We start from the raw sequence: 19,251 nt of genomic DNA on the forward strand, positions 1-19,251 counted from the left end.
GAGCATAAAAGGCATATTAACCTTCGATTTGTGTTACTACGCCGGCGCCTACTGTGTGGCCACCTTCGCGGATCGCGAAGCGAAGACCTTCTTCGATAGCGATTGGAGTGATCAATTCGATTTCCATTGTTACGTTATCGCCAGGCATACACATTTCTACACCTTCAGGAAGGTTTACAACACCTGTTACGTCTGTTGTACGGAAATAGAATTGTGGACGGTAGTTGGAGAAGAATGGAGTATGACGGCCACCTTCTTCTTTAGTCAAAACGTACACTTCCGCTTTGAATTTAGTGTGTGGGTTGATGGAACCCGGTTTAGCCAATACTTGACCACGTTCGATGTCTTTACGGTCAACACCGCGAAGCAATGCACCGACATTGTCACCTGCTACTGCGGAATCCAATGTTTTACGGAACATTTCAAGACCTGTAACAACGTATTGTTCAGCTTTTTCTTTCAAGCCTACTACTTCTACAGTGTCGCCGACGTTTACTTCACCACGCTCAACACGGCCGGTTGCCACTGTACCACGACCGGTGATTGTGAAAACGTCTTCCACAGGCATCAAGAAAGGTTTATCAGTATCACGAACCGGCGTTGGGATGTAGGAATCTACAGCCGCCATCAATTCGTCGATTTTCGCTACGTATTGAGCGTCGCCTTCCAACGCTTTCAATGCGGAACCTACGATAATAGGCACTTCGTCGCCAGGGAATTCGTAGGAAGAAAGAAGTTCACGTACTTCCATTTCAACCAATTCGATCAATTCTTCATCGTCAACCATATCGGCTTTGTTCAAGAATACTACGATTGCAGGAACGCCAACCTGACGAGCCAACAAGATGTGTTCGCGAGTTTGAGGCATAGGGCCGTCAGCTGCGGATACAACCAAGATAGCGCCGTCCATTTGAGCTGCGCCGGTGATCATGTTTTTAACATAGTCAGCATGGCCCGGGCAGTCAACGTGTGCATAGTGACGATTTTCAGTTTCATACTCAACGTGTGCAGTGTTGATTGTGATACCGCGTTCACGTTCTTCAGGAGCTTTATCGATCATGCTGTAATCCTGGAAGTCAGCTTGGCCTTTTTCAGCCAATACTTTAGTGATTGCAGCAGTCAAAGTAGTTTTACCATGGTCAACGTGACCGATTGTACCGATATTAACATGCGGTTTCGTACGTTCAAATTTTTCTTTTGCCATTTTAAATTATCCTCCGAGGAAAATAGTAATTCTATTAATCAAATGTGAGATTAACCATTTTTCTTTGCTTGAATTTCTTCAGCAATTTTCTTAGGAACTTCTTCATAATGATCGAATGTCATGGAGTAGTTACCGCGACCTTGCGTTTTGGAACGAAGATCAGTTGCGTAACCGAACATTTCGCTCAACGGAACATATGCTTTGATATGTTGGTTGCCATTGCGAGCTTCCATGCCGTCCATACGACCACGACGGGAGTTCAAGTCACCGATTACGTCGCCCATATATTCTTCAGGAACGTCTACTTCTACGGCCATGTACGGTTCAAGCAATGCAGGGTCTGCTTTGCGAGCACCTTCTTTGAAGCCCATAGAGCCGGCGATTTTGAAGGCCATTTCGTTGGAGTCAACGTCATGGTAAGAGCCGTCGAATACGATAACTTTGACATCAACCATTGGATATCCGGCGATAACACCGGTTTCCATAGCTTCTTTAACACCGTTTTCAACAGGTCCAATGTATTCACGAGGAATCGCACCACCTACGACCTTGTTTTCAAATTCAAAGCCAGCGCCCGGTTCTTGAGGAATCAATTCCAACCAGCAGTGACCATATTGACCACGACCACCGGATTGGCGTACGAACTTGCCTTCAGCCTTAACAGACTTGCGGATAGTTTCGCGGTACGCAACTTGAGGTTTACCTACGTTACAGTCCACTTTGAACTCACGATGCATACGATCAACGATGATATCCAGGTGAAGCTCACCCATACCGGAAATAATAGTTTGACCTGTTTCTTCATCAGTGCGAACTTTGAAAGTAGGATCTTCTTCCGCCAAACGAGCAAGAGCCGTACCCATTTTTTCTTGGTCAGCTTTTGTTTTAGGTTCAACGGCAACGGAGATAACCGGTTCCGGGAATTCCATAGATTCAAGGATTACAGGAGCTTTTTCATCACACAATGTGTCGCCTGTAGTAGTATCCTTCAAACCAACCGCCGCAGCGATATCACCGGAATAAACGCGTTCGATTTCCTTACGGGAGTTAGCGTGCATTTGAAGAATACGGCCGATACGTTCTTTTTTACCTTTAGTGGAGTTGAAAACGTAAGAACCGGATTCCAATGTACCGGAGTACACACGGAAGAACGCTAATTTACCAACATAAGGGTCAGCCATGATTTTGAATGCCAATGCGGAAAATGGCTCTTCATCGGAAGAAGGACGAGTTGTTTCTTCTTCAGTACCAGGAACTACACCCTTAATAGGTGGAATATCGATTGGAGCAGGCATGTAATCGATGACAGCGTCCAACAACATTTGTACACCTTTGTTTTTGTAGGAAGAACCGCAAAGAACCGGGAACAATTGGTTAGCAATAACGGCTTTACGCATCGCTGCTTTCAATTCTTCTATGGAGATTTCTTCGCCTTCCAAATATTTCATCATGATATCGTCATCAGTTTCAGCGATAGCATCGATCATCATTTCGCGACGAGCTTCCGCTACTTCTTGATATTCAGCCGGGATATCAGTGATTTCAAATTCTTTACCGTCATCGGATTTGTAAATTTCCGCTTTCATAGTCATCAAATCGATGATGCCCTGGAAAGTATCTTCAGCGCCGATTGGCACTTGAATTGCTACGGAATTTGCACCCAAACGGGTTTTCATCATGTCAACTACGTTAAAGAAGTCAGCACCGATCGTATCCATCTTATTTACATAAGCAATACGAGGTACACCGTAGTTAGACGCTTGACGCCATACAGTTTCGGATTGAGGTTCAACGCCACCTTTAGCACTGAACACCGCTACGGAGCCGTCAAGAACACGTAGAGAACGTTCTACTTCTACAGTAAAGTCAACGTGACCAGGAGTATCGATGATGTTAATACGATGTTCTTTCCATTGACAAGTTGTTGCAGCAGAAGTGATTGTGATACCACGTTCTTGCTCTTGCTCCATCCAGTCCATCGTAGCAGCACCTTCATGTACTTCGCCGATCTTGTGAACGATACCTGTATAGTAGAGGATACGTTCTGTAGTAGTTGTTTTACCGGCATCGATGTGAGCCATGATACCGATATTACGAGTTTTTGCTAAGGAAAACTCTCTTGCCACAGTTGTCAACTCCTCTTATTACCAACGATAATGAGCAAATGCTTTATTAGCTTCTGCCATTTTATGAGTATCTTCTTTTTTCTTGATTGCAGCGCCTGCATTGTTGAAAGCGTCCATCAATTCGCCTGCTAAGCGTTCTTTCATGGTGCGTTCACCACGAAGACGAGCGTAGGTTACAACCCAACGAATACCTAGGGTTTGACGGCGATCAGCACGAACTTCAACCGGCACCTGATAGTTAGCACCACCGATACGGCGAGCGCGCACTTCAAGTACAGGCATAACATTTTTCAATGCTTGATCAAAAACTTCCATTGGGTCTTGACCCATTTTGGAACGAATAATTTCAAATGCATCATATACGATAGTTTCAGCAATGCCTTTTTTGCCATCGTACATAACTTTGTTGATGAAACGTGTAACTAATTTGCTGTTGTACACCGGATCTGGAAGTACATCACGTTTCGGAACAGGGCCTTTTCTTGGCATGTTCAATCCCTCCTTTATATAGATGTGTGTTAATTTGTTTACTGGCTAAAATTATTTTTTAGCTTTTTTCGCGCCGTATTTGGAACGACTTTGCATACGGTTTTGTACGCCAGCTGTATCCAATGCACCACGAACAATGTGATAACGCACACCTGGAAGGTCTTTAACACGACCGCCTCTGATAAGTACAACACTGTGTTCTTGTAAATTGTGACCAATGCCTGGGATGTAAGCAGTTACTTCAATAGCGTTTGTCAAACGTACACGGGCAACTTTACGAAGCGCGGAGTTTGGTTTCTTTGGAGTAGCTGTGTACACACGAGTACATACACCACGTTTTTGTGGGCTTTCTTGAAGTGCTGGAGCATCGGACTTTTTAGTCATGCTTTCGCGACCTTTACGTACTAGCTGATTAATTGTTGGCATTTGGGCACCTCCTTTCCAAATTTGAGATTTATAATTGATCCGCCATAACAAAGTGTTACATCGGATATTACCGAGATTAACGCAGGATTCCCACCGCCGTAGCGCGCACCTTGATGCGACACGCACGTCCGAGATCATCCATGGTGTGCTTGTCATTCACAGGTATTCCCTGTTCTTCACAAGCAGTCCGTAAAGGCTGTACCACACGTTCATCACTATCACAACCCAGGAACACATACTTCACAGCGCCTTTAGCAATTTGTTTCAACGTTTGCTTGGCACCGATCGTTTTGTTCACCGACTTCAGATGGGCAATGTCCATTGTACTAATTCTCCTTACGAAATTATGCTGATTAGGCATACCATGCCCAGAGCACTATGTAAGTATATCAATTACGCAAGACCATGTCAAACGATTTTCAACGTCTTACACCGCTATTTATCTACATTTTATATGCACACTCATCCGTGTGTTTCATGTCGCTTCATTTTATAAATACATAAAGAATTTTTATTCACATTTGATTGTTTTGGCGAATAATTACTCATTCTATGCATGCGCTATTATTTTTTCTTTTACCAATTATGCAAAATTAATATAAACACCATTTTAGTATGATATAAATTTATATAGAACAAATATTTGTAATTATAAATTATTATAGAAAGGAGATTATATGATCCAACTCATCAAGCGTTATTCAAACTTCAATCCACCTGTAATCATAGGCAGCTTGTCTATCGTTTTAGGGCTTAGCTTATGCGCCCTTCTGATTCCGCAAATATCTCAAACGATCCTCCAAGGGGTTCGGGATATCATATTTGAAGATTTCAGCTGGTTTTACATCTTAGCGATCAGCCTCTTCTTTATCTTCAGCATATTTCTCGCACTCAGTTCACTGGGCGATATTAAACTCGGCAACGACGACGAGGAAGCTGAATTTTCTTATACAGCTTGGCTCGCCATGCTGTTTGCGGCCGGTACCGGTGTAGGTCTCATGTTCTTCGGTACTGCTGAACCGCTCTCGCATTATCATTCCGCCGTAGCCCTGGTCGGCGGTGCACCGAGCGCCAAGGAGGCTCTATTCCGATCCATTTTCCACTGGGGCATCAACGCATGGACTGTATACGGCATCATGGCTTTAGCACTGGCATATTTCGGTTTCCGTTATAAACTGCCCCTGGCGCTCCGCTCATGTTTCTATCCGTTGTGGAAAGATAAGATCAACGGTCCTCGTGGGCATATCATCGATATCATCGCACTTTGCGTAACTTTATTAGGGATTGTGACCACGTTAGGATTCGGTGCCGCCCAATTAGGTTCGGGCTTTCTATATATTGACGTCATTTCCGCTAACGACTTTCCCGCACAAACGGTCATCATCATCGTCATTATGTCCATTGCCGTTTTATCCGCCGTTACAGGCATCGACAAGGGCGTTAAACTGCTCAGCGAAGTCAATATATCCGTTGCACTAGTCTTAATGCTCTTTGTTCTCTGCGCCGGACCTACCTTGCTTCTATTAAACTCCATGGTGGAAAACTTCGGCTACTATCTGTCACATATTCTGGGACAAAGCTTCTATACATCTATCTACACGCCGGAAAACCGTCCATGGTTTTTCAGCTGGACCATACTGTTTTGGGCATGGTGGTTATCTTGGGCGCCATTCGTCGGCATGTTCATCGCACGAATCTCAAGAGGTCGAACAATTCGAGAATTCATCTTCGGCGTTCTCATCATCCCCACCGTATTCACCATCGTCTGGTTCACCATCTTCGGCAATACCGCCATTTATATTGATGAAAGCGTGGCAAACGGCGCACTCGGTGCATTAACCGATAAACCGGAGCAGCTGCTCTTCGCATTTCTCGAGTATTTACCGTTATCCGGGCTGACCAGTCTCCTATCGATTATCGTATTGGCATTATTTTTCATCACATCCGCCGACTCGGGGATTTATGTCTTAAATAATATCGCCGCTTATGACAAAGGCACGCCATCACCGAAATGGCAATGTCCGATGTGGGGCGTCGTGATGGCATTCCTCGCCATCAGCTTGCTCAGTATCGGCGGGCTCAACGTACTCCAGTCGGTAACACTCATTCTCGCCTTGCCGTTTGCAGCCTTGATGGTCATCATGTGCTACAGCTTATGGCAGGGATTATTGACGGATAATCAATACTTTAATACGAAACTTTCAACCACATCCATCTATTGGGACAGTAAAAACTGGAAGCAGGGTCTAGCTAAAATACTCAATCAAACGCAGTCGGAAGATGTTATTTCCTTTATGAAAACGACCGTATTACCCGCAATGTACCAGCTTAATAAAGAGTTAACCGAGGAATACGGATTAACTACGCGAATTGACAAACACTTCAACGGTAACGACGCCTCCGTGGAGTTGACCATCGAAAAGGAATCGATGCGCAATTTTACCTACGGTATCAAGCTCGTTACACAGGAGGTATCGGATCATCTCATTGACGATCCCAACATTCCCCATATTACTGAAAGCACAAATGCAATTCCCATGACATATTTCAGTGACGGTCGCGCCGGATATGATGCACAATATATGACACGCGAGGATATCATTACCGATATCATTCGACAATATGAACGATATCTAACCTTATCGGATGACGTCGGTTATGACATCATGGCTCATGACGCGGAGGAAGCGGCCGAGTAATTTTTATAAAACAGCAATCAACTAAGTATCATTTAAATTCACCAAATGACACTAACACATATCATATAGCCCCCAATTTATACAGGCATAATTATATAGTCCTATAATCATAGAGCTTAAAATCAATATATGCCTATAACAAAAGGGTGCACCTCGCGGGTGCACCCTTTTTATTCTGTCGCACAGTATCAACGATGCAACAAATCTATACAATTAATATGGCCTAACGGCCGGTCCGAAGCAATTAATCTTCAGACATAACCTCTTCCGTAATATCAATGATTTCAGGTGTATTTTTTACAACTTCAATCTTACGGTAACGACTCATACCTGTACCGGCAGGAATTAACTTACCGATAATTACGTTTTCTTTCAAGCCCAACAATGGATCGATTTTACCCTTGATGGCAGCGTCGGTAAGAACACGTGTCGTTTCCTGGAATGACGCAGCGGACAAGAAGGAATCCGTAGCCAATGCGGCTTTTGTAATACCCAACAACGTGCGCTTGCCTGTAGCATTTTCACGACCGTTAAGAGTAAGACGACGATTTTCTTCGTCAAAAGTATTAACGTCGACCATATCCCCAGGAAGCATATCGGCATCGCCGGCAGTTTCGATTTTAACTTTATGAAGCATTTGGCGTACGATAACTTCGATATGTTTATCGTTAATTTCTACACCTTGGGATTTGTATACTTTCTGCACTTCATATACGAGATAACGTTGTGTCGCTTCCGTACCCATGACACGCATGATGTCATGAGGATTGATGGAGCCTTCTGTCAAACGGGCGCCCAAGGATACCACATCACCGTCTTTAACGATAATGCGGGAACCGTAAGGGATGAGATAATCAAGTTCGATACCGTCTTCACCGGTGATGAAGATTGTATTGGTGCCTTTTTTACCTTCGTTAGGCACAACGCGAACAGTCCCTTCGTTTTCGGCGATAATGGCATTACGTTTCGGCTTACGCGCTTCGAACAATTCTTCGACACGCGGCAAACCTTGTGTGATATCGTCACCTGCGACACCGCCTGTATGGAATGTACGCATTGTCAACTGAGTACCCGGTTCACCGATGGATTGTGCTGCAATGATACCTACGGCTTCACCGACTTGAACCTGGTTACCCGTACCTAAATCGCGACCGTAGCACTTGCGGCATACGCCATAAGGGCTGCGGCAGGTCAATACGGAACGGATCTTAACGGTTTCATAGTGTTTTACTACTTCATCAGCCAATGCTTCCGTAATTTCACCGTTAAGAGGAACGATAACCTCGCCAGTTTCCTTGTTAACCAATTCTTCGGCTGCAATGCGGCCTACGATACGGTCTTTTAACGGTTCGATAACACCGGTACCTTCAACGATAGCTTCCACTTCGATACCGTGGATTTCATTGTTGCGCACCTGTACTTCTTTTACATCGGAGTTAAGAATAGCTTCGATGCCTTCTTCCGTAAGGCGTGTATCGGCAGGGAAAATTTCCACGCCGTCACTGTCGACGATGGCATTTACAGTATCCTTGTTCAACATATTCTGAACCATGGTTTCCTTCAATGTTGCACGGATGCTGTCATCACTTTCACCAAGAATAATTTTCTGAACCAGGTTAGTATGGTTGATATCGCTGTCGGAGCCCAAATGCACACCGCGCAAAGCGATCGATGTAACACCGGATTCAGCAATATCCGTCAAACATTGTTCATCAAGAACGGTTTCAGCAGGCACCACAAGTTCGCCTGTTTCCGCATTAACCACGTCTTTATCCAACACGCGGCCGAGAAGCTTGTCTTTCAACAAGTCCAGCGCCTGACGGGAAGATGTGGCCAAACGAGCCCGTTCACGAACGAGGTCGATACCTACCACATCACAATCATCCTCACGAACGATTACATCCTGAGATACGTCAACAAGACGACGGGTCAAGTAACCGGAGTCAGCTGTACGAAGCGCCGTATCGGCCAAGCCTTTACGGGCACCGTGGGAGGATGTAAAGTAATCCAATACGGTCAAGCCTTCTTTAAAGTTCGCCTTAATCGGCAAGTCGATGATACGACCGGACGGATCCGCCATCAAACCGCGCATACCGGCAAGCTGACGAATCTGTTGTTTATTACCGCGGGCACCGGAGATAGCCATCATATATACAGGGTTAAAGCCGTCTTTATCGCAGGCCATATTATCCATCATGGCATCGGTAACATCTTCTGTCGCCTGAGTCCACAACTGAATAGTCTTACGATACCGTTCTTCCTCTGTAATGAGACCGCGCCGGTACAAGCGGGATACTTTTTCTACCTCTTGTTCCGCCGTATCAAGTAAATCAAACTTGACATCCGGTACCTTGATATCCGCAATCGCTACGGTCATGCCGGCGCGACGTGCGAAAGAATAGCCCAAGGACTTGATTCTATCCAATAATTCCGCCGTTTTTTCGTTACCGAACAACTGGAAGCATTGATCAACCAATTTGCCGACGGTTTTCTTATCCATAACCTTACCCAAAGAATAAGTACCGTCTTCACGTTGTTCATATTGCCATAATTCAGGGAATAACGCGTTATTGAAGATCAGGCGACCAGCAGTGGTTTCCACGCGACCATGTTCAGGCATGCGGATATAGAGAATATCCTGCAATCCGATGACATGAGATTCATAGGCAAGCATAACTTCATCATAAGTAGCAAATGTTTTTGCCTTGTCTTTAGTATCTTCACGTACAACCGTCAAGTAGTATGTACCCAAGATCATATCCTGAGACGGTACCGCTACCGGTTTACCGTCCTTCGTAGACAAGATATTATGGCTGGAAAGCATCAATGTACGTGCTTCCGCCTGTGCTTCAACGGACAATGGCAAGTGACACGCCATTTGGTCACCGTCAAAGTCGGCGTTGAACGCTGTACATACTAATGGATGCAACTTGATGGCACGGCCTTCCCAAAGAATCGGTTCGAAAGCCTGGATACCAAGTCTGTGCAATGTAGGGGCGCGGTTCAAGAGAACAGGATGTTCCTTGATAACCTCTTCCAAGGACTCCCACACGCCGGGACCGATTCTTTCAACTTGACGTTTAGCAGCCTTGATATTGGATGCCTGACCGCGTTCAACCAGACGTTTCATAACGAACGGTTTGAACAATTCCAACGCCATTTCCTTAGGCAGGCCGCATTGATGCATTTTAAGTTCAGGGCCTACTACGATAACGGAACGACCGGAGTAGTCAACACGTTTACCGAGCAGGTTCTGACGGAAACGACCTTGTTTACCCTTGAGCATATCGGACAAGGATTTCAACGGACGGTTACCAGGTCCCGTAACAGGACGACCGCGACGGCCATTATCGATTAACGCATCCACCGCTTCCTGAAGCATGCGTTTTTCGTTGCGTACGATGATGTCAGGTGCCCCCAAATCGAGCAATCGTTTCAAACGGTTGTTACGATTGATGACACGGCGATATAAATCATTGAGGTCAGATGTGGCAAAACGACCGCCATCGAGCTGAACCATAGGGCGCAATTCAGGTGGAATTACAGGAACCACATCCATAATCATCCATTCAGGGCGGTTACCGGACTGACGGAATGCTTCTACAACCTCTAAACGGCGAACCGCACGAATTTTACGCTGACCGCTGGCCGTGTTCAATTCTTCACGCAATTCAGCATTCAATACTTCTAAATCGAGTTCAGCTAAAAGCGCTTTTACCGCCTCAGCCCCCATATCGATGCAGGCGAAAAGAATTTCTTCGGAAGCGCCTAATTCATAGCGTTCTTCACGAGTGAGTTCCTCGTATTCTTTGTCGGCTTCCGGAATCGTCGCATCATCGCGAAGAGCCGCATTATAGCGTTCTTTGCGTTGTGCTTCACGCACGATGGCCAAACGTTCGTTGCGTTGCGCCACCGTTTCAATAACGACGGATTTACCACCGATAGTATAACCGTCTTCGTTAAATTGAGCTTCATATTCACGATATTCCTGCTCGGATAACAATTGGCGTTTCGCCAACGGTGTTCCAGCAGGATCTACTACGATATAAGAAGCAAAGTATAATACACGTTCCAAAGAACGTGGAGATACATCAAGGATCAGGCCCATACGGGACGGAATACCTTTAAAGTACCAGATGTGAGATACAGGAGTGGCCAATTCAATATGACCCATACGTTCACGACGTACTTTTGCACGAGTAACTTCAACACCACATTTATCGCAGACTACGCCTTTATGACGGATACGTTTATATTTGCCGCAGTGACATTCCCAATCCTTTGTAGGTCCAAAAATGCGTTCACAGAACAGGCCATCACGTTCCGGCTTTAACGTACGGTAGTTAATTGTTTCTGGTTTCTTAACTTCCCCATGAGACCATGCCAAGATCTGTTCCGGAGAGGCTAAGCCGATTCGCATGGAATCGAATTCATTTACGTCTAGCACTACTATCGCTCCCTTCTATAGATAGTTTCAGTCTTCATCGTCAGAGGATTGATCCATAGGATATGCCAGTTGGCTGAGAATATCATCTTCCCCGCCATTATCGGCAGGTGCTTCTTCCTCTGCTTCCGGTTCTACAACTGTTACTTCATCTGTTTCAACAGCACTGCCGTCCATAACATCTTCAATACCAGTTTCTACCGCTTCATCTTCGTCATCAAGTTCTTTCATTACTACTTCTTCTTGATCTTCATTCAATATTTTTACATCAAGACCGATACTTTGAAGTTCTTTGAGCAATACTTTAAAGGACTCAGGTACGCCCGGTTCTGGAATGTTTTCACCTTTAACGATTTTTTCGTACGCTTTCACACGGCCTACGACATCATCGGATTTAACGGTCAGCAACTCTTGAAGTGTATAGGCTGCACCATAGGCTTCAAGAGCCCACACTTCCATTTCCCCGAAACGCTGACCGCCGAATTGAGCTTTACCACCCAACGGTTGTTGTGTAACAAGGGAGTACGGACCTGTGGAACGAGCATGAATCTTATCATCAACCAAATGATGGAGTTTAAGCATATAAACATATCCGACCGTAACGCGATTATCCATCGGTTCACCGGTACGACCGTCATATAGTACGGTTTTACCGTCATCAGGACGACCTGCAATCGCCAAGGTTTCGAATACGTCTTTTTCGTGAGCACCGTCAAATACAGGTGTAGCGATATGAATACCCGCTACATCAGGTTTCGGCATGCCGTATTTTTCGTAATCATAGCCGAGGCCTTCCAAGGCTTTGCGGATTTCAACGCGCTTCGCTTCGGCGGATTCAATATCGTTAAGGGTATTCTTAACCTTATCGATAGCGGCCAGCTCCTCTACGAGAGCCGGATCCATTTCCGCCGCTTCTTCTTCGGAGTCGAAATATTCCATATGAAGTGCATTGTATTTAGCTTCCAAAGCTTTGAGCTCCTGATAACGAGCTTCACCGCCCATAACTTTGAATTTCTTCTGCGCCGCTTTTTCTATATGTTTAAGAATTTTCGCTTTCAAATCAATGATTTTTTCATTTTCATCGAAATGATCTACCGTTACATCTTCTGTAACCTTTGCTTCCAAAGCTTCAATTTCACCATATAAATCGCGAACGGCTTCGATTTCATCCCAATAAGAGCTGTCGGTACGCGCTTCTTTCAACACATTCTGAATATGAAGATCCGTTTCTTTAATCTTCATACCTAGACCTTGAACGGCCCAGCCCAAATGAGTTTCAAGAACCTGCCCGATATTCATACGGGACGGTACGCCCAATGGATTCAACACGATTTGTACCGGTGTACCGTCAGGAAGGAACGGCATATCCTCTTTTCTCATAACGCGGGAAACGACACCTTTGTTACCATGACGACCCGCCATTTTATCGCCTTCATGAATCTTACGTTTTTGAGCGATATATACGCGGACGAGTTTATTTACGCCCGGTTGTAATTCATCACCGTTTTCACGAGTGAAAACCTTAACGTCTACTACTTTACCGGATTCGCCATGAGGCACGCGCAGGGATGTATCGCGTACTTCGCGTTCTTTATCACCAAAGATTGCACGTAGCAAGCGTTCTTCCGGCGTAAGTTCAGTTTCACCCTTCGGTGTTGCTTTACCTACGAGGATATCCCCCGGATGTACCTCTGCACCGATGCAGATAATACCGTCTTCGTCGAGATTTCTAAGCGTATCATCACCTGTATTAGGCAGTTCACGCGTAATTTCTTCGGCACCTAATTTGGTGTCACGCGCATCACATTCGTATTCTTCAATATGAATGGATGTATAAATATCTTCCTTGCAAAGTTCTTCACTGAGCAGGATAGCATCTTCGTAGTTATAACCTTCCCAAGGCATAAACGCTACAAGAACGTTATAGCCCAATGCCAATTCACCGCCGTCGGTAGCAGGGCCGTCAGCCAACACCTGGCCTTTTACAACGTGGTCACCTCGATTGACGATCGGTTTCTGGTTAAAGCATGTGGATTGGTTGGAACGAAGGAATTTATTCAAACGGTATGTATCAACACGGCCGTCGCTATCGCGAAGAACGTGAATTTCATTACCCCAGCAACGTACGACTTTACCGGATTCGCGCGCCAATACGCAGACACCGGAGTCAGTTGCGGCTGTATATTCCATGCCTGTACCGACAAGAGGGGCTTGAGCCCGCAAGAGTGGCACCGCCTGACGTTGCATGTTCGCACCCATCAAGGCACGGTTAGCATCGTCATTTTCAAGGAAGGGAATCATAGCTGTACCGATAGATACAACTTCTTTCGGACTAACGTCCATATAGTCGACCTTATCAGGTGTAACTTCCAATACATCATGACCGCGACGGCAGGCAACATGATCCTCCATGAAGTAACCGTCCGCATCAATAGGCGAGTTCGCCTGAGCGATAGTCATACCTTCCTCTTCATCAGCCGTCATGTATACAACGCTGTCAGATACGCGCACTTTAACAACGGTATCGGCTTCTTTACCTTTACCGTAAATTTTTTCAACGCGACGATATGGCGCTTCAATAAAGCCGAATTCATTTACCTTTGCATAGTTGGACAAAGAGTTGATCAAGCCGATATTCGGACCTTCCGGCGTTTCAATCGGACACATACGGCCGTAGTGAGAATGATGCACGTCACGAACTTCGAAACCGGCACGTTCACGAGACAAACCGCCAGGGCCGAGAGCGGATAAACGACGTTTGTGAGTCAACTCCGCCAATGGATTTGTTTGGTCCATGAACTGGGACAACTGGGAAGAACCGAAGAATTCCTTGATTGCCGCCACTACAGGACGAATATTGATCAACGCTTGCGGCGTAATCGATTCAATTTCCTGAATCGTCATGCGCTCACGAACAACGCGCTCCATACGGGTTAAACCGATACGGAATTGGTTTTGCAACAATTCACCTACGCAACGAAGGCGACGATTCCCCAAATGGTCGATATCATCAGTATGACCCGCACCATCCATAAGATTGAGCAAATACGAAATATTAGCAATCATATCTTCTCTTGTAACCGTGCGATGTTCATATGGCAAATTGCAGTTATTGCAGATCACCTTGGAAGACGTGCCGTCAGAATTTTGAATATAGAACTCTGCAAAGCCTTCACCGTCGAACACGTGGCTTTCAGCCACTACACCCAATTGTTCCTCGGAAACCTGCACGCCTGCGTCGAGAATAATTTCACCCGTCTCAGTATCTACGATAGGTTGCGCCAATGTTTGACCCAACATACGTTGACGCCAGCCGAGTTTTTTATTTAATTTATAACGGCCTACGCGCGCCAAATCATAACGGCGGGCATCAAAAAATAAATTATCGAACAAATTACGAGCGGATTCCACAGTTGGAGGTTCGCCGGGACGTAATTTCTTATAAATTTCAACCAATGCTTCATCAGCAGATTGAGTCGTGTCTTTTTCCAGTGTGCGAACGATGCGTTCATCATATACCGGCAATCCGTCCTCACCGGTCTCGCCGTTCCAGAATAGATCGAGGATACTTTCATTAGTATCCCAGCCTAATGCACGAACCAATACCGTTGCCGGTAATTTACGGTTTCGGTCAATACGGACAGACACCACTTCACTCGCATCTGTTTCAAGTTCTATCCACGCACCGCGATTAGGGATAACGGTGGACTCATACAATCGATTACCCATGGTATCGATTTCTTTACCATAGTATACCCCAGGGGAACGTACCAATTGAGATACGATAACGCGTTCCGCACCATTGATGATGAAAGTACCCGTATCAGTCATCAACGGAAAATCGCCCATAAATACTTCTTGTTCCTTGATGTCCATATTTTCCGGATCATTATTTACCAAGCGAATATTTACGCGAAGTGGCGCTGCATATGTAGCGTCACGATTTTTACATTCATTAATATCATACTTAGGTTCACCCAAGCTGAACCCTTCAAAAGAAAGTACTAGATTACCTGAATTGTCTTTAATCGGAGAAATATCGTTGAAAATATTTTGTAAACCACTCTCCAAGAACCATTCATACGATTTACGCTGAATGTCCAATAAATGCGGCATCTTGATAACTTCGTTAATTTTTGCATATGTATAACGAGTCCTTTTGCCTACCTGTTCAGGTTTGAACATATTTGCTTTCACCCCTATCAAACACACCGGTCTACCATTTTCTATAACGGCATGAAAAAGACATCTTACAGGTCTCAGTTTTCCTGCTCGAATAACGTCAAATAAAGCAAGGTCCATTTCATTTTTAAAATAACCTTGCTTCCCGTTAACCAAGCACAACCTTGGAAGAAAACCTCATCACTATTTGTGTTATAGTTTTTGCATCCAAAAGCAGAAAACGCTACTTTTGCAATATATAATTTTATCAGTAATGCAAAAAACTGTCAACCAAAGGGGTTGACAGTTTTTGATTTTCATGTATCATTCATTTGATATCATATCGAAATAGACGTGTTCATATTAATAACGAATCTAAAAACGAATGTTTAGTTTCCCTTATGTTTCAAAAGGTTCGCACCGGCAATACCGGGCCGTGTCATTTCCTTAGGAGATAAGATATGATTGATTTCTTCTTCCGTTAATAAGCCTTGTTCCAAGATGATATCCCGAATAGCACGGCCCGATTTATACGCTTCCTTCGCAAGAGCCGATGCCGTTTCATATCCTAAATGCGGCAACAATGCCGTCACGATACCTACGGAACGGTTGAGCCAGTACTCACATTGCTCCCGATCGACTTCAAGATCCACCAATAATTTATCTACAAATGTATTAACCCCATTTTTGAGGTAGCAAAGATTATTAAATAAATTATATGCCAATACCGGTTCCATTACATTCAATTCAAACTGGCCGTTTTCCACAGCCAACGTGATGGTAAGATCATTACCGATAACTTGATAACACACCTGGTTCAATACTTCCGCGATAACAGGATTAACCTTCCCCGGCATGATGGAGGATCCCGGTTGACGAGGAGGCAACTTCAATTCACCGATACCGCAACGAGGACCGGATGCCATCAAACGGAAATCGTTGGCCATCTTGATAAGTACCAATGCGGTAACTTTAATACCGCTGGAGATATCCGCGAAAATATCCGTATTATTCGTAGCATCAATGAGATTATCCGCTGTGTAGAACGGTTCACCTACGACTTCGCTGAGTTCATACGCCACATCATGAATATAACTAGGCTCCGCATTAAGGCCCGTGCCTACAGCAGTAGCCCCCATGTTGATGACATGAGCGCCTTCAACGGCGGATTTAATACGCTTAATACCGCGGCGTACACCGGATGCATAAGCACCCATTTCCTGACCTAACGTAATAGGAACCGCATCTTGAAGATGAGTACGCCCCATCTTCAAAATTTCACTATATTCTTCCGCTTTCTTTTCCAATTCGTCCACGAGACGTTGTAACGCTTCAAGAAGCGGTTTTGTCTTCAAGATAGCACATACCTTGATAGCCGTCGGAAATGCATCATTTGTAGATTGCGCCATATTACAATGGTTATTAGGGCTAACGATATCATAGTTACCCTTAGGATGGCCTAGAATTTCAAGAGCCCTATTGGCCAACACTTCGTTCATATTCATATTAACAGATGTGCCGGCTCCGCCTTGGATCGGATCTACAGGGAACTGATCCGCAAATTTACCGGCGATAACTTCGTCCGCCGCCTGCGCAATGGCTTTACCGATAGATACATTTAAGCGACCCGTCTTCATATTCGCCAATGCGGATGCTTTTTTTACCATCGCCAGAGATTTGATAAAATCCTGGTCTAAATGTTTACCCGTAATATTGAAGTTCTCTAATGCACGAATTGTCTGTACACCATAATATAGCTCATCAGCTACTTCTAACTCACCCAGAAAATCGTGTTCTTTTCTCATAATAAACCTTCTTTCCAATGTACTATGTCTTTGAAAACGGTAAAATTTTGATAACGTACACTTCATTTATGGCTTCATTATAACATGTATCTTGTATACACAAAAGTCATTTCAAGTATTCCTTACAAACAATATTCTATATAATGTATAGAAATCTATTTTAATGAATAAATATATTAAATTAAAGCTGTATTTAATAATTCTCGCCCCTATAGTACAATAAGATAGACTATGTAAGTAAGGAGTACAACTACATGATTGATAATCATAAATTACGAATAGGCGCACTGTTCTTGTTAACTGTCATCAGTTACGGATTTTACAATGCCTATTTACCTGTAACGGATCCGGTGGAATCCAACTATGTTCTGTCCGCTATCACGATGCTGAAGCATAACTCGTGGATATCGCCCATGATATATGACCAGGTATGGTATGATAAACCGCCTCTCACCTATTGGGCTCTCATGATAACATACAAACTGTTCGGTATATCTGACTTTACATCGCGCATGCCGAATACGTTGATCGCAGGCGCCAGTATAGCCCTGATGTATCATCTTGTATTTCGTATAAAACAATCAACACATCTTGCCGTGACAAGCGCCATACTGCTTTTCAGCACATTGCAGTTCTGGTATATTTCACACGCCATCATAACAGACGGATTTTTATTTTTCTTCTCACTCGGCATTTTCGGCTATTCTTATTTAGCCTTTGAGAATCGCGACAGAGCTTCTATGGTGAAAGCCTATGTGGCAGCCGCTTTTGCGGTCCTCACGAAAGGGCCGGTAAGCATCGTATTGCCGGGACTGATTTTACTGTTATTTATTTGTATGAGGTGGTTCGCTCATAGAGAAAATACAGACTACAGCCTTGCAGATGATATGCGATTACTTTTTAATCCATTAGGCCTTATTCTGTTTTTCATCATCGGCTGCCCCTGGTATATGGCTATGTACACTATACATGGTCAGGATTTCATCATCGGCTTTTTAGGCCTTCATAACATTGATCGGGCCATCGTATCAGAACATCCGAAGTTTAATGTTTGGTACTACTACATAATCCTTATTCCGCTCGCCCTATTGCCATGGACGCCGACCATAATCTATCGTCTTAAAAGTATCAGCCGGAAAGATAATTTCGATCTATTAGGTATTCTATGGTTTGCAGTTATCGTTGTCTTCTATTCAGTGGTAGCCACAAAATATATAACCTATACACTACTCGCTATCATTCCATGTATCATATGGGGTGCGGAAGCTTTCATAACTATTATCAATAAAAATGATAAAACCTTTACATATATTATATCCATTCCATTTTTCATATATTTAAGTATTTTCTTAACTGCCAGCTTTACATCACCGGAGCTATGGCCTGCACCGTTGATGATTACGTCAGCAATAATCCCGCTGTTACTGATAGTATCAAAACATTTCATAAAAACCCTTTGGCAGCAGACTATCTACCTGCTTACACCGATAGTTATCCTATACAGTGCGGTAACTGTCACAGTCCCTCCTATTCTGCTCAATCAATCGGGGATTCAATTTAAATCATACATAGAATCAAGTAGTCAAAAGATCTATGTATATGGTACATATTTCACATCAATCCGGTATTATACAGAAGCTACACCTACACAGGTATTCGTGCATACTACCGATAATCCGCTGTGGACGGAAGGTAAAACATTAATGCCGACTATCACAAAAGACGAATTCTATCAGGTAGTGCCTAAAGAACACGGTGCTATTATCATCGTTCCCGACAAATACAAGAAAAAATTTACTGAATCGTCAGCCTATCCCATGACGAGAGAAATCGGTAAAACCGCAACGGCTAAGATTTACAAGGTTCAATAAGAAACAAAAAAGGCGTACCCATGGGT

At 44.2% G+C, this 19,251-nt stretch carries 10 protein-coding genes; 2 read left to right on the forward strand and 8 right to left on the reverse strand.

Translation table 11 applies throughout. The features are described from left to right. Positions 1 to 16: 16 nt before the first annotated feature. The 5 genes from tuf to CKV62_RS07835 form a co-directional block, all read right to left on the reverse strand. Positions 17 to 1,204, reverse strand: coding sequence for an elongation factor Tu (gene tuf, locus CKV62_RS07815; protein WP_095066419.1), 1,188 nt, complete (start codon positions 1,202 to 1,204; stop codon positions 17 to 19). A gap of 50 nt (positions 1,205 to 1,254) precedes the next feature. After that, a complete protein-coding gene (fusA, locus tag CKV62_RS07820) occupies positions 1,255 to 3,330 on the reverse strand; it encodes an elongation factor G (RefSeq protein WP_095066420.1) in 2,076 nt (691 codons plus the stop codon). Positions 3,331 to 3,348: 18 nt separating this feature from the next. Continuing rightward, on the reverse strand, positions 3,349 to 3,819 hold the full coding sequence (gene rpsG / locus CKV62_RS07825) for a 30S ribosomal protein S7 (protein WP_095066421.1): 471 nt from the start codon (positions 3,817 to 3,819) through the stop codon (positions 3,349 to 3,351). A gap of 51 nt (positions 3,820 to 3,870) precedes the next feature. Then, on the reverse strand, positions 3,871 to 4,245 hold the full coding sequence (gene rpsL, locus CKV62_RS07830) for a 30S ribosomal protein S12 (RefSeq protein WP_038116209.1): 375 nt from the start codon (positions 4,243 to 4,245) through the stop codon (positions 3,871 to 3,873). 76 nt (positions 4,246 to 4,321) lie between these two features. After that, positions 4,322 to 4,567 carry a ribosomal L7Ae/L30e/S12e/Gadd45 family protein gene (locus CKV62_RS07835; protein ID WP_095066422.1) on the reverse strand — a complete coding sequence of 82 codons (246 nt, stop codon included), beginning with the start codon at positions 4,565 to 4,567 and terminating at the stop codon, positions 4,322 to 4,324. A gap of 355 nt (positions 4,568 to 4,922) precedes the next feature. Here CKV62_RS07835 and CKV62_RS07840 point away from each other — a divergent pair, with 355 nt between their 5' ends. After that, positions 4,923 to 6,944, forward strand: a complete 2,022-nt coding sequence (locus CKV62_RS07840; RefSeq protein WP_095066423.1) for a BCCT family transporter — start codon at positions 4,923 to 4,925, stop codon at positions 6,942 to 6,944. Positions 6,945 to 7,188: 244 nt separating this feature from the next. On the opposite strand, the gene rpoC is transcribed toward CKV62_RS07840, so the two are convergent. The 3 genes from rpoC to CKV62_RS07855 form a co-directional block, all read right to left on the reverse strand. Next, complete coding sequence (gene rpoC, locus CKV62_RS07845; protein ID WP_095066424.1) at positions 7,189 to 11,391, reverse strand: DNA-directed RNA polymerase subunit beta'; 4,203 nt, start codon at positions 11,389 to 11,391, stop codon at positions 7,189 to 7,191. 27 nt (positions 11,392 to 11,418) lie between these two features. After that, complete coding sequence (gene rpoB / locus CKV62_RS07850) at positions 11,419 to 15,573, reverse strand: DNA-directed RNA polymerase subunit beta (RefSeq protein WP_095066725.1); 4,155 nt, start codon at positions 15,571 to 15,573, stop codon at positions 11,419 to 11,421. 365 nt (positions 15,574 to 15,938) lie between these two features. After that, a complete protein-coding gene (locus tag CKV62_RS07855) occupies positions 15,939 to 17,354 on the reverse strand; it encodes an aspartate ammonia-lyase (protein ID WP_095066425.1) in 1,416 nt (471 codons plus the stop codon). Positions 17,355 to 17,608: 254 nt separating this feature from the next. On the opposite strand from CKV62_RS07855, the gene CKV62_RS07860 reads away from it, so the two are divergent. Continuing rightward, a complete protein-coding gene (locus CKV62_RS07860; RefSeq protein WP_095066426.1) occupies positions 17,609 to 19,225 on the forward strand; it encodes an ArnT family glycosyltransferase in 1,617 nt (538 codons plus the stop codon). Positions 19,226 to 19,251 lie beyond the last annotated feature (26 nt).

This window comes from Veillonella rodentium (genome assembly GCF_900187285.1).
GTDB classification, from domain to species: Bacteria; Bacillota; Negativicutes; order Veillonellales; family Veillonellaceae; genus Veillonella; species Veillonella rodentium.